This is a genomic window from Frankia sp. CcI156 (assembly GCF_001983015.1).
Lineage (GTDB): Bacteria > Actinomycetota > Actinomycetes > Frankiales > Frankiaceae > Frankia > Frankia casuarinae.
Genome location: NZ_MOMD01000005.1, coordinates 158,829 through 172,031 on the forward strand (window position 1 = coordinate 158,829; position 13,203 = coordinate 172,031).

Annotated in this window: 11 protein-coding genes; 7 read left to right on the plus strand and 4 right to left on the minus strand. The window is 72.1% G+C overall.

Translation table 11 applies throughout. The annotated features are described in order from the left end of the window. The first annotated feature begins 286 nt into the window (after positions 1-286). The 5 genes from CcI156_RS03205 (at position 287) to CcI156_RS03225 (ending at position 7,085) form a co-directional block, all read left to right on the plus strand. Entirely contained in the window at positions 287-3,403 is a 3,117-nt protein-coding gene (locus CcI156_RS03205) for an FtsK/SpoIIIE domain-containing protein (RefSeq protein ID WP_254847246.1), read from the plus strand. A 4-nt stretch (positions 3,404-3,407) separates the two neighbouring features. Beyond that, complete coding sequence (locus CcI156_RS03210; protein ID WP_076804243.1) at positions 3,408-4,649, plus strand: hypothetical protein; 1,242 nt, start codon at positions 3,408-3,410, stop codon at positions 4,647-4,649. 6 nt (positions 4,650-4,655) lie between these two features. After that, the gene (locus tag CcI156_RS03215; protein WP_011435917.1) at positions 4,656-4,919 is read left to right on the plus strand and encodes a hypothetical protein; all 264 of its coding nucleotides are present in this window, start codon (positions 4,656-4,658) and stop codon (positions 4,917-4,919) included. A gap of 269 nt (positions 4,920-5,188) precedes the next feature. Beyond that, positions 5,189-6,721 (plus strand): trehalose-6-phosphate synthase, encoded by a 1,533-nt coding sequence (locus tag CcI156_RS03220; protein WP_076804244.1) that lies wholly within the window; start codon positions 5,189-5,191, stop codon positions 6,719-6,721. Between the two features lie 169 nt (positions 6,722-6,890). After that, entirely contained in the window at positions 6,891-7,085 is a 195-nt protein-coding gene (locus tag CcI156_RS03225) for a hypothetical protein (protein WP_369807830.1), read from the plus strand. Positions 7,086-7,196: 111 nt separating this feature from the next. Here the strand turns inward: CcI156_RS03225 and CcI156_RS03230 are convergent, their stop codons facing one another. After that, on the minus strand, positions 7,197-7,754 hold the full coding sequence (locus CcI156_RS03230) for a histidine phosphatase family protein (protein ID WP_076804245.1): 558 nt from the start codon (positions 7,752-7,754) through the stop codon (positions 7,197-7,199). On the opposite strand from CcI156_RS03230, the gene CcI156_RS24435 reads away from it, so the two are divergent. Continuing rightward, positions 7,745-8,104: a hypothetical protein gene (locus CcI156_RS24435; protein ID WP_133056945.1), complete on the plus strand. Its 360-nt coding sequence runs from the start codon at positions 7,745-7,747 to the stop codon at positions 8,102-8,104. The genes CcI156_RS03230 and CcI156_RS24435 overlap by 10 nt on opposite strands. 209 nt (positions 8,105-8,313) lie before the next feature. Here the strand turns inward: CcI156_RS24435 and CcI156_RS03235 are convergent, their stop codons facing one another. From CcI156_RS03235 to CcI156_RS03245, 3 genes are all read right to left on the minus strand, one after another. Continuing rightward, positions 8,314-8,682 (minus strand): WhiB family transcriptional regulator, encoded by a 369-nt coding sequence (locus CcI156_RS03235; RefSeq protein ID WP_011435921.1) that lies wholly within the window; start codon positions 8,680-8,682, stop codon positions 8,314-8,316. Between the two features lie 881 nt (positions 8,683-9,563). Further along, positions 9,564-9,986, minus strand: coding sequence for a rhodanese-like domain-containing protein (locus tag CcI156_RS03240; protein ID WP_011435922.1), 423 nt, complete (start codon positions 9,984-9,986; stop codon positions 9,564-9,566). Next, entirely contained in the window at positions 9,983-10,687 is a 705-nt protein-coding gene (locus CcI156_RS03245) for a cysteine dioxygenase family protein (protein ID WP_076804246.1), read from the minus strand. Before CcI156_RS03245 ends, CcI156_RS03240 begins: the two co-directional genes overlap by 4 nt. A gap of 758 nt (positions 10,688-11,445) precedes the next feature. Between CcI156_RS03245 and CcI156_RS03250 the strand changes: the two genes are divergently transcribed. Then, on the plus strand, positions 11,446-13,185 hold the full coding sequence (locus CcI156_RS03250; protein WP_076804247.1) for a GAF domain-containing sensor histidine kinase: 1,740 nt from the start codon (positions 11,446-11,448) through the stop codon (positions 13,183-13,185). Positions 13,186-13,203 lie beyond the last annotated feature (18 nt).

Consider the following 13,203-nt stretch of genomic DNA (forward strand, 5'->3'; position numbering starts at 1 on the left):
CGCCCCTTCGATCGGTGCGCTGGCTTACCTGACCGGGACGGTTGCCCCGACGGATCATTGAACACGCGCGGCGCCGTTGGTTTGGTGCCGGTCGGGGGTGGCCCGCTCGGGTGGTCCCGGCGTCGCCGTCGTCCGGAACGGCCAGGCGGYGGGTGGTTGTACCGATAACGTCGCCGATGTCGTCGCATGCTTTCGTCCGGCGATGTCCCTGTGTCCAGACCGTCGCGCCGGCAGGCCAGTTCGGCCGGTCGGCGCGTTCTGGGATGTTTGCTCCGTCGGACGTGTCATGGTCGTCGGGGGGCTCGACGCCGAGCACGGCAACACACAGTGTGGGGAGGTCGACGTGTCGGGTACCCGGCGGGCGCGCACGCTCGTGGCCGGCATCCAGTCCTCGCTGGGGGCGGCACTGGCGCTCGCCGACCGGCTGGATGAGCAGGCGGACCGGATCGAGACCGAGGTGGGCTCCGGTGCTTCCGGGAAGGCCGGTGCCTCGGGGAAGGTCGGTGGCCCCGGTGAGTCCGGCGCGGGGCGGCTCGACGTCGCCGGGGAGCTCGCCCGGGCCGCCGTGATCGCCCGTTCCCGGGCGCGTGGATTCGCCGGCGCGTCCTGGGCGGCGCCCGACTGGCGGCACGGCCCCTTCGGCGTCGCCCCGGTCGGCGACCGGGCTCGTTTCCGGCCCGCTCTGTGGCAGGTCGGTCAGGTCATCGTGCCGCCCGACGATCCCACGGCGCAGCACCGGACGGTGCCACTGGCCATCCCGCTGCTGGACGGCCTGAACCTGCGGATCGAGACGACCCGGTCCAGCCGGCCCGCCGCGGTCGACCTCGTGCGTGGCCTGCTGACCCGCGTCCTCGCCGCGGCGCCGGCCGGGTGGGTCCGACTCGTCGTCTACGATCCCCACGAGTTCGGTGCCGGGCTCGCCGGCTTTGCGCCGCTGCGTGCCGCCGGTGTGGCCACCCCCACGCTCACGACGCGGGCCCGGCTCGAGGAGGTCCTCGCGGAGCTGTCGGCGGAGGTGGGAAGAATCACCGTGGACCGGCTCGGTGGCCGGTTCGACTCGTTGCGGGAGCGGGAGGAGGCCGGGCTTCCGCGTTCGGAGCCCTGGCGCGTCCTGGTGCTGCTTGGTGAGCCCCGGCTGCACGACGAGGGCGCGCGGGCGCTCGCCGCCATCGCGGCCCAGGGCCCGTCCTGCGGGGTGGTGGTGATCTCCATCGTGGAGGTCCGGCCGTCCGGCGTGGAGCCGGTCCTGGGCGGCTCGCGAGACGATCCCGATGCGGTGACGCCGCTGGATCCCGACGTCGGCGGTCTGGGAGCCGACGAGGACGAGGACTCGGTGACGGAACCCCTGCCGAGGTCGGTGGTGTTCACCGCGGTCGAGCTCCTCGCCGATCGGCCGGGATGGCGCGGGGCCGCCGCGGGAGGCTGGCGCACGTCGCTGACCGGTCTGCTGCGGGTCGAGCTGGACCCGCCGCCGCACTCCATGCTGGTCGCAGCGGTCGCGGCTCAGGTCGCCGCGGCGRCCACCCGGGAGGCCGCCCGCCCGCCCGCCATCAGCGACATGCTGCCCCGCGGCCTGTGGGAGTTCGACAGCGCAGCCGGGGTGGGTGTCGAGGTGGCGCAGGGCCCCGACGGGCCGGTGGGGTTCACCTTCGACGACGACACCGTGCACGCCCTCGTCGGCGGCCAGGCCGGGTCGGGCAAGTCGACGTTGCTCCTCGACGTGATCTACGGGATCGCCGCGCGTTACGGGCCCGACCAGGTCCGCTTCCATCTGCTCGACTTCAAGGAGGGGCTGGAGTTCGCCCAGTTTGCCGCCGGTCCGACGGACCCGTTCTACCTGCCGCACGCCGACACCGTCGGCATCGAGAGCGACCGCGAGTTCGGCGTCGCGGTGCTGCGGGCGGTCCGTGAACAGATGCGCCGCCGCGCCGTGGCGATGCGCGCGGTCGGCGCCCGCGACCTGCGAGGCCTGCGGGCGGCCGACCGGAGCTCGGCCTGGCCGCGGATCATCGTCGTGGTCGACGAGTTCCAGGTGATGCTCACCCCGATGGACTCGGTGGCGCGGGAGGCCGTCGCGCACCTGGAGGTCCTGGCCCGCCAGGGCCGCGCCTACGGGGTCCATCTGCTGCTCGCCAGCCAGACGCTGTCCGGTATCGACGCGCTCGATGCCACCGCCGGGAAGCGTGGTTCGATCTTCGGGCAGTTCGCGTTGCGCGTGGCGCTGCGTACCTCGATCTCGGAGTCACGGGTCCTGCTGTCCACGGCGAACGAGGCTGCCGGCGCGCTCTCGGGCGTCGGGGAGGCTATCGTCAACCGGCGCAACGGCCATCCTGCGGGCAACGAACTCGTCCGGGTCGCCTTCCCGGATCCGGCGGCGATAGGCGTGCTGCGTGGGCGGCTGGCGGCCACGACCGCGCGCAGTGTGCCGAATGCGAGGCCCCCGCGGGTCTTTGCTGGTCACGCCCCCGCGGTTCTTGACGACAACCCGATCTACCAGGCGTTGGACGGGCGTCCGGCGCCGACGGCCGTCGAGGCGGTTGCGGCCGAAGCGATCATCGGCGACGGTGGCGAAACCGGTCCGAGCCTGCTGGCGGGCGATGCGTCGCCGGGGCGTGCTTGCGGTTCCGGGAGCGGCTCAGGGGACGGTGCCGAGAACGATGTCGATCCCCTCGCGCTGGTTGGCGTGCCCCTGGACCTCGCGCCGCCCGCGGTCGGGGTACGGCTCGCCGCGCTGCCCGGCCGGCATCTCGCCGTGCTCGGTCCGCTGCGTCGGGAGGCGGTCGGCATCCTGCAGGCGGCGGCGGCCAGCGTCGCCGCGCAGGTCCCGGCCGGTGGACTGGTGGTCGAGATCATCGTCGCGGAGCCGATGGCGCTCGCCGCCGCGGAGGTGCTCGCGGCGCGCGTGCGCCGGGCCGGGCATCCCGTTCGGGTCGCCGATGTCACCGGCCTGCGGTCGGTGCTGGCCGGTGCCGCCGACGAGACCCGTGTCCGGGAGGAGTCCGCACTCACCGGCAGCGTGGGCCCGGTCGCGCCGCCGCTGCGGCTCGTCGTCGTCTTTGCGATGGACGCTGGCCGGGCCGGGCTGGAGGCGCGTGACCCGGTGACCCGTCGCACCGGACTGGACGACCTGCGCACGCTCACCCGCCGGGGACCGGCGCAGCGCGTGCACCTGCTGGGCTGGTGGCGGGGAGTGTCCCGGCTGGCCGAGGACCTCGGTCCGGGTAACCGGGACGACATCGCCGCGTGGGTGGCGGCCGGGGTACCCGGCAGCGACCTGTTCGTCCTGGCCGGACACCGGTCGGTGACCGGTGGGACCATGCCGAATCGGGCGGTCCTGTTCGACCGGCACGTCCAGGCCGAACCGCGCACCGTGGTGCCGTTCGCGCCGTTGGATCAGGGGTAGTCCGATGCGGACCGACGACGGGGCGGGAAGCGACGGCGACGTGGCGGCTGTCGGCGACGTGGCGGCTGTCGGCGACGTGGCGGCTGTCGGCGACGTGGGGATCGACGGCCGAGCAGGCGCCGGGAGAGGACGGAACGGGATCGTGGCTGGATCTGTGCCGGTGGATGCGTCCGATCTCGCCGACCTGTTCGGCGACGCGGGCCTTGGCGACGCGGGCCTTGGCGACGCGGGCCTTGGCGACCCGGATCTTGACGATCCGGCCAAGGCGGCGATGCAGTACCGGCGCCTGCTCGGTGCGTCCGACGAGGCCCGGGCCCGGGCCGGCCGCGACGCCCGCGACCGACGGCAGGACGGCCGGGCGGCCGCGCGTCGGCACCGGGACGCCGCCCAGGACATCCGGGCCAGGGTCCGCAGTGTCTGGGACCAGGTCGCCGAGCCCCTCGCCCAGTATGGGCTCACCGAGCTCGACCAGCTGCGCTCGGCGGYCGGCGACGCCTCGGCCGAAGCGGCTGCCGCCGTCCCGCGGGTCGGCCTGGCGAAGAAGGGGACGGCGGATCGCGGCCTCTACCGCGACGGGGGCGGGTACGTCCCGGCCGAACCGGGCGATCGGCGGGGCCGATCATTGGCACAGGCCGGACGGGAGGCCGACCGCACGGGACGGGGGCTCGCGCGGCAGCGGCACCGGTCGGATGGCCTGCCGCTGGGGGCGGGCCGGGCTGCGCGGGATGGCCGCGCCGGCGGCCCGCACGAGCCGTCCGCCGCGCAGGTGGACCCGCGGACCGCGCCGCGCCAGGCATACGAGCTCTGCCTGGACGCGATGAGCAAGGCCGCCGAGCTGCGGGCCGTCTCCAAGGGCACCGGCCCGGCGTCGGCCGGGCTGCTGACCGCCCTCGCCTGCCTGCTCATCCTCGGGATCGTCGGACTTCTGCGGGCCTTCGTCGCCGCGCCCGCGCTGCCATGCCTGGTCGGGTCGACAGTGGCCGCCGCCGTTCTGGTCGCCCTCGGGGCCGGCGGCGAGGATGGGGCGAAGGCGGTGTTGCGGGCGGGCACCCTGGGCGCGGGCACGGCCGCGGTGATGGTGCTGGCTACGTTCCGGCTCGCCCCGATGGAACCGGTCGGGGTGATCGCGTCGCTGGCCGCGCTCGCGGTGGCGGTCCGCTTCGGTCTCGGCCTCGGCGGCGGGCAGGCTTCGGCCGGCGCATCGAAGAGCGGTGGTTCCAGGAGCGGTGGTTCCAGGAAGGGATGAGGACGGGTGTCAGGCACGATCGCCGACGTCAAGGCGCAGCTCGACGAGGCGTTCCGGCGCACCGAGGAGGTGGCCGGGCAGTTGGAGGGCGCGCTGAGCATGATCGAGGAGGCGCAGGCGATGGTGATCGCGGCGACCGACGGCAGTGAGCACCGTGCGGTCGAACAGTTGACCAGCGCGCTGGTGGAGACACGCGACACATTGCAGACGTCGCTGGCGTCGTTGGGATCGGCCGTGCAGGAGGTTCGGGACTACCGGGACGGTCTGTAGACGGCTGGGGTGAGGCACGGCACGCCTCCCGACGTGGRACGGGATCTCCCCGTTGCGGCTTGCCGGGGCATCTGATTACAGGAGGACACCTTTCGGGTGAGAGCAGTAACCAGATGAAGGTCTGGGTAACAACGTCCTAGCCGCGTTRCAACGCGGTGCATCCGAAAGCCGGGCTTACTACAGTCYGGATTGTCCCCGTGCGCTCGGGCGCTCGGGTTCAGCGGTGCCGGACGCCGAGTACCGCCCGTGACCAGGAGGCCGCATCCGCCGTGTCGGACTTCAACCCGCTCGACCTGTCGCTCGACCTGCCGCTCGTGCTGCTGTCCAATCGCGGTCCGGTCAGGTTCGACCGGGACGCCACCGGTCGTACCGTCACCAGGGGGGCGGGCGGCCTCGTCTCGGCCCTGTCCGGACTCGCCGAGCATCTCGACGACGCGGTGTGGGTGTGCGGCGCAGCCAGCGAGGAGGACGTCGCCGTCGCCGGGGAGAGCGCCGGGAGCTCCATCCTCGTCCAGACCTATCCCTCGCCCCGGCTCGTGGAGGGCGACCCGGACGGCCCCGCCATCCGGGTCCGGCTCGTCGTTACCGATCCGACCGCCTACGCCGACTTCTACAGCGTGTGGTCCAACCCGGTCCTGTGGTTCATCCAGCACGGCCTCTACGGCCGGTCGCTGTCACCGGTGTTCACCCGGGCCGAGCACGACGCCTTCGAGAACGGCTACGCGGCGGTCAACCGGGCCTACGCCGACGCGGTGGTTGACGAGGTGCGCGCGCGGGGTGGCAAGGCGCTTGTCCTGCTGCAGGACTACCACTTCTACCTCGTGGCTGACTGGGTGCGGGAGCAGTGCMCGGATGCGGTGCTCACGCATTTCATCCACATTCCCTGGCCGGGGCCGGACGAGTGGCGCATCCTGCCCGCCGACATCCGGGAGCGACTACTGCGCGGGCTGCTCGGTAGTGATGTGGTCGGTTTCCATACCCGGCGCTACGCCCGCAACTTCGTCCTGTGCGCCCAGGAGCTGCTCGGYCTGCCGATCGACCTGGAGCAGCTGACGGTGACGGTGGCGGATCGGGTGGTCCGCGCCCGGTACCACCCGATCTCGGTCGACCCGGCGGCGCTGGACGCTACGCAGGCCTCTGAGGAGGTGGCGGCGCATGTGGCGATGCTGCGCTACATCTTCCTCGACGATGACCGTCAGCTCATCCTGCGGGTGGACCGCACCGACCCCAGCAAGAACGTCGTGCGTGGCTTTCTGGCCTTCGGCACCCTACTCGATCAGCATCCGGAGCTGGTGGGCAAGGTCAGCTTCCTGGCGCTGCTGCAGCCCAGCCGCACCGACGTGCCGGAGTACGCCGACTACATCGCCCTGATCGGCGCGGTCGTCGCGGAGATCAACGCCCGGCATACCAAGGAGGGGCGCCAGCCGATCGACCTGCGGATGGTCGARGACTTCCMGCTCGCCGTGGCGGCCTACTCCATCTGTGACGTTCTGATCGTCAACGCGATCGCCGACGGGATGAACCTGGTCGCGAAGGAGGTCGCGGTCGTCAACCGGCGTGGCGGCGTGCTGGCGCTGTCGGAGATGGCCGGGGCGCACGAGGAGCTGGGCGAGTTCGCCGTTACCCTGCACCCCTTCGACGTGCAGCAGATGGCCGACGCCCTGTACACCGCGCTGACGATGCCGATGGAGGAGCGCCATCGTCGGCTCGCCGCGGCCGCCAGACAGGTCCGCACCCACGACGTGCGGCGCTGGCTCGACGACCAGTTGGTGGACTTGCGGCGGGTCGCCGGATTCGGGTGACCGGGCTCCCGGCGCGGGAAGGGAATGGCAAGATCGGGCAGAATGGCGAGATTGGGCAAAGGTACATCGCCATCCGGGATCGGACATGCCGATCGCGGGTAGTCTCGCACCGGAAAACGATGTGCATCGGGTCGCCGGGCGGCCCCGATGAGGACGAACGGGAGTGGACGTGGCTAGTGAGACCGGTCACCACAAGGCCAACACGGGTTCGTGGGCCGCGGTACTTCTGATCATCGTAGGCTTTGTTGTCGGGACGTTCGCCCTCCCGCTCGCCTCGGTGCCGTTGTGGATCGCGGCTGGCGCACTGCTGGTCGTTGGCGGCGTCTTCGCCCTCGCATCCAAGATCATGGAGCAGGCCTACTGAGTGCAGTGCCGATCTGGTTCACGAGGCCTGGCGCGGCACCTACCAGTTCATCGGGCTGCCGCGCCGCGGCGCTCGGCCGCCGGCCGAGCTCAGGCCGGCGGCGTTCCCGACTCAGGCCGGCGGGCCGGGTTTCGGGGCCCCTGCCGGTCCGACGGCCTCCCGCAGGCCCCGCGGCGTGACGAAGGAGACGAGCCGGGCCGAGTCCTGACCCAGCTCCGCCCAGCGCGTAACGGTCAGATCCTGGATGGCGAGTGCCGCCGTCGGAAACGTGGAGATCCGGTATCGCTCGRCCGGGGGCAGCAGGGCCACGGCCAGCGTGTGGATACCGGGATTGTGYCCGACGAGCATCACGCTGGGCACTCCGTCGTCGATCTCACGCAGCCGGTCCAGCAGGTCCTGCGCCTCGGCCAGATAGAGCCGGTCCTCGGTCAGGACCGGGACGTTCGGGGGGAGCGCATCCGCGAGGCCCTCGACGGTCTGCCGGGTCCGCAGCGCGGAGGAGCACAGAATGAGGTCGGGCGCGAGCTTGTTGTCCGTGAGGTAGCGCGAGATGAGCTCGCAGCCCCGCCGGCCCGATCCGGACAGCGGTCGATCGGCGTCGTGGATTGACCCTTCGGCCCAGTCCGACTTTGCGTGCCGCAGCAGAAGAAGGCGCCGCCGTGGTTTCACGAGCGAACTCTCCGCCGTACGGGGAGGAAATCGACGGCGCGACGTCCGTCGCGTTCCAGCCGGAATTGCCGTTCCAGCCGGAGTTGCCGGGAATCCGTACCTGGCGTGGCGGGCGCGGAACGGCGAGCAGGACCCTGCAGGGCTGGTTCGATATAAAGTATGATATTCAGGGAAAAGAATTTTCCGGCGAATTTCCCAGGGTCTATCTGTGGCAGCACGGCCCGGGGTTTCTTGCCGCCACCGCCCGGATCGTCGAATCCGGCCTCGCCGGGAGCCATACCCGTGCCCACCGCGCCCTCCCGCGTCCGGTCCCCGCGCCGCCGCGCCGCACGCCCCGCGGCGTGAGGTGATGACATGCAGACTGCCCAGGATGGGCYGGGTCCGTCAATGAGGTATGGCCCGACCGGATAGCGAGGGCGTCGCGGCCGAGCCGTCTGGAACCATGATCCTGATCATCGCCGCCGATATCCGGGCAGATCGGCCGGCGTGAGGAGCCACCGCGTGACCAGGGGGCGATCACCGCTGCGGGACGCGCCCGGGGTCACCGGGCGCGGTCCGCTCAGCTCGCGACCGACACGGACAGCAGCAGCCGGTCGGCGAAGACCAGGGCGTCGTCCGCGCTCAGCCGCCCGCGGGGGACGACGGAAGCACGCTCGTCCGAGGTCAGGCCGCCCCACACCCCGTGCTCTTCCTGACAGAAGATCGCGGTGGCCAGGCATGGGCGCTGCACCGGGCAGTCGGAGCAGATCTTGCGGGCCCGCCTCTCGGCCGCGGCCCGGGCTTTCGTGTTGCGRCCGTCCGGCGGGAAGAATGCGTCCGGGTCGCCGTCGCGGCATGCCGCTTCCTGGCGCCAGTAGGCGGGCCAACCAGCTCCGAACGGCTGTGGCGGCAGATCACGGCCGGGAAGAACCGGGACGCCGGCGCTCATCGTGCACCGCCGGACACGTGGTGACACGCGGCGGACAGGGAGCTGAGCGTGGCGAAGCTTCGAGCGGGTAGCACGCTGGGCTGACTGGGCATACCGTCTCCTGCTGACGTTGCAAAGGCGGACACACTGCTTTTCCAGACCGCCGAATCCGGTGTTGTCTACACCCAGACAGGCAGGTCGACCTGGTCGAGCCGAGAAGCCCTCGGGCGTTCCGGGTGGAATCCGTCGACGCTGCCTTTTCGGTTGGCCTACCRTGGCCGGAGCCCCGCTCGGAAACGATCCCGTCTCGTCTCGTTAACCGAGGAACGTAGACGTCTCTCGACCGGATAGCAAGGGTTCCGGAACGCGGACGTCCGGGGCTCCGTACCGGCGTGTGCCGAGGTAGATGGTCACGCACCGTGCGCGTTCCGAGATGACTGCCGTCGGGCGGGATCGGTGTTGCCGTCGGTCGGGCTCGGTCGCCACGGCGGCCGGTGCCGGGCTCGCCGGGTACCGCCGGATGGGCGGGGAAGCGCTACTGGACAGCGGAAACAKCCTGCATGAAGATCGTTGCCGGATGGCCGGCGCGGCCCGGGAGGGGCGTCGGCGGGGCATCGTCGATCAAGGTTGGAGCGGTACCCGGGTTCGATTGCGTACGGGTGACGATCCCGCGAAGGTCCGCTTACCCCGGTTCTCGGGGGATGATTTCGGTAGAGAAATGTGCGCAGAACCACATCCGATGCTTTTGCCGCTGCATGCGCCCCTGACCTCTGCGGGGTGCAGGGGCGGCGATGACGTGGCCGGCACGACCGGGATCCCCCCGGGTAGACCCCCCGGGTAGACCCTCTGGGTAAACCCGCCGGCCCGGTCGAAGCCTCGGTCGGGCCGGCGGGTCGCGGCGGTCAGCGGGCCGGGCAGGTGGGGAGCCCGGTCGCCGCCCAGCCGTGGAATCCGCCGATCACGTCGGTGGCGCGCCACAGGCCGAGCTGTCGCAACGAGTCGGCTGCGAGGCTGGAGGTGTAACCCTCTGAGCAGATCACGATGACCTGCAGATCGTCCCCCGTCGCCAGTGGCAGGCACGCGTCGCTGGTGGGGTCGAACCGCCATTCGAGGACGTTGCGCTCCACGATGACGGCGCCGGGGATCTCCCCCTCCGCGGCGCGTTGCGCCGCGGGTCGGATGTCGACCAGCACCGCGTCGCCGTTCTCGGCCAGGGCACGCGCGGCCTGCGCCGGTTCGAGTCGGTGCAGCCGGGACCGGGCCGCCGCGAGCATCGCGTCAATCCGGCTCGGTGGTGTGGCTGTGGCGTGCTCGGTTGCCGTCATGCGCCGCTCCCGGCCACCGCGTGGGTCGGAGCCCTGCGGTCGCCCCTGCCCGCCTCCATCGCCGCGGTGRCCGCGCCGATGGTGACGGCCGGGCCCAGGACCGTCGCGGCTGCCGCGGCCGCGGGTGGGATCTCGACGGCACGCGGATCCTCCGCCCGRCCGCCATCGGCCGGCGCCGGCGCGAACCGCATCGACAGTTCCGGTGGGGAGTAGGCGTGGATCGTCGTCGCGACCTGCCGGCCGCGGTTGGCGACCCGGTGGATGTGGGTCGGGTCGAAGCCGACCACGGCCCCGGTCCCGTGCCGGTGCACCTGGGAGCTGGTCCAGCTCCGGTCGTACTGGTCCTCCTCCACGAAACCCTCGGCGACCGTCAGCGCCCCCAGCGCGCCGCCGTGATCGTGTACCTCCGTCTGCTGCCCCGGATACCAGCCGATCAGCCACACCTCCACGGTCGCGGAGAGCAGCAGCCGGGTGTACCACCGGCGGTCGGGACGGTGACGGATGACGGGACGCCAGACCTCGGGTGTCGCCGCGAGCGCGGCGGTCAGTTCGCACAGGGTCACCAGGTCGATGAGGCCCGGCTCATCGCTCAGGCACGAGGCCGGCACGAAGGGGTCGGCGCTGCGGGTGGGGTCGGCGATGCAGGTGGGGTCGGCGATGCGGATGGGGTCGGCGATGAGGACCGGGTGKAGGAGGGGCACGGGTCACTCCCAAGACGCGGGTGATGCCGGGACGCGGGTGATGCCGGGACGCGGGTGATGCCGGGACGCGGGTGATGCCGGTGGCGTTCGCCGGCACACTGCCGGACACGGCCGGGCGKGGAGAAGCGGTGCCGCGCGCGGGACTGAGGCGCCGGGTCACCGCATCGAATGAGCACGATGGTGATGTCCTGCCGGCGTTGGCCCGCCGCGACGCAGGCACGGAGCGCGACGGCGCGGAGCGGTGGAGATCACGGTGCGAACGGGCTGAGCGTGGCGTCGCGCGGCCGACGGATCGTCGGGGCGGGGCGACGGAACTGTCAGCTGGACCAGCCGATCAGCCAGCCAGGGACGGCAGGCGACGAGCCACCGGCGCCGCCGGCGGCGCCGCGGGAGGATGACGCTGGCTCAGGCCCGCCCGGTACACGCCGCGCTGACGACCCGGCTCAGGTCCGTCACACGGTCGCGGTGCAGGAAGAGGTGGGGCACTGCCATGAACAACACTCTACGTTGGAGGTAGCCCGGCGCGTTGTGGCCTCCCGAGACCCGGCCGGTGCCCGTCATGGCGTTCCGCCCGCGGCTCCACGGAGTGGGTGTTTGCCGGATATCCTGCATGGCAGGCAATCCTTCCGCCTGGGCAGGCGCCCGCGCGTCACCCTGCTGGAGCGAGGGACCGGAAATGAGGTGCCACGCGCGGTGGTTTTCGTCGAATTCCGTCGATACCCGGACGAAGGTTCGGTCATTGCCCTGGGCCTGGGCCGATGAGCGGACCCGTCCCCGATGTCGATCCCACGCGGCTCGAACAGCTTCTGATCCAGCTCTCCGAGCAGGTGAACGAAGTGGCGTCCGTGCAGACCCGGATGCGTGGCCTGCTCGACGCGGTCGTCGACGTGGCCCGGGAACTGAGCCTGCCGGTCACCCTGCGCCGGATCGCGCAGGCCGCCTGCCAGCTCGTGGGGGCCAAGTACGGCGCCCTCGGGGTGATCGGCGACGACGGGGAGATCTCGGAGCTCATCCACGTGGGCTTCCCTGACGAGGTGCCCACCATGATCGGCAGGCTTCCCGAGGGGCGCGGCCTGATCGGGGAGAGTCTGYGCCACCCGCGGCCGTTGCGGGTGGCCGACGTCGCCCGTCATCCCGTCGCGATCGGGTTTCCCGGCGGGCACCCGCGGTTCGACACCTTCCTCAACGTCCCGATCATGGTGCGGGGCGCGGCGTTCGGAACGCTGTTCCTCGGCGCGAAGCGCGGCGGCGGCGAGTTCACCCAGGAGGACGAGGATCTGGCGTGCGCGTTGGCGGCCGCGGTCGGTTTCGCGATCGAGAACGCGCGGCTGTACGAGGAGACCAGGCGCCGGCAGGCCTGGCTCTCGGCCAGCGCGGAGATCACGACCGCGCTGCTGTCGGTTGCGGAGCCCGAGAAGGCGCTCGACCTGGTGGCCCGGCGGGCCCGTCAGGCGACTGCGGCCCGGCTCGCCGCGATCCTCGTCCCCGACGAGGCCGGCCTGGTCGTCGGGGTTGTCGACGGGGAGGGGGACGACGACCTGCGGGGCCGGGTCTTCGCCGACAACCGCCGCCTGAACGAGGCCATGCGCACCGGCCGGGCCGTGCTCGTGCCCGCCGACTCCCCGGGCGGTCCGCTGTTCGGCGCGGACCATGCCGACCTCCCGGTGAAGGTCGGCATGGTGGTGCCGCTGATGGCGGGTGGCCGGGCGCTGGGCATCCTTGTCCTCGGCTCGGGTGGGCGTTCGGCCTCCTTCGGCGGTCTGGACCTGGAGATGGCCGCGGCTTTCGCCGGGCAGGCCGCGCTCACCCTCGAACTGGCCCGGGTGCACCGCGACCGGGAGCGTCTGGYCGTCTTCGAGGAACGGGACCGCATCGCTCGGGACCTGCACGACGTCGTGATCCAGCGGTTGTTCGCCACCGGTCTGCACCTGCAGAGCCTCGCCCGGGCCGTGGACAGCCGGGCGGCCGAGCGGCTGGACGCCGCCGCCGGCGAGCTTGACCAGACCATCTCCGACATCCGTCAGACGATCTTCTCGTTGACCTCCAACGCTGCTGAGGAGACCGATCTGCGCGCCGAGATCCAAGCGGTCATCGCCCAGGCCGAACGGGCCCTGGGAATCACCCCGACGGTCCGGCTGGACGGACCGATCGACCGCGGGGTCCCCGCGGCCATCCGCCCGCACATGCTCGCGGCGCTGCGCGAGGCGTTGTCCAACATCGCCCGCCACGCGCGGGCCTCCCGGATCCACGTGTTGCTGCGGGTCACCGACGCTGACCTCCTGGTCGAGGTGCGCGACGACGGCCGCGGCCCTGGCAAGGCCTCGCGCAGCAGCGGGCTGGCCAACCTGCGACACCGTKCGCTCGACCTCGGCGGCCGGATGGAGTTCGGCCCGGGAGCGGGCGGCATCGGCACCACCATGACCTGGCAGGTTCCAGTGATCGCGCCGTTGCCCGAGCTTCGCGTGCACTCCGGCGAGGGATGGGGCGTCCTCGGTTAGCGGGTGCGGCGGGGTTGC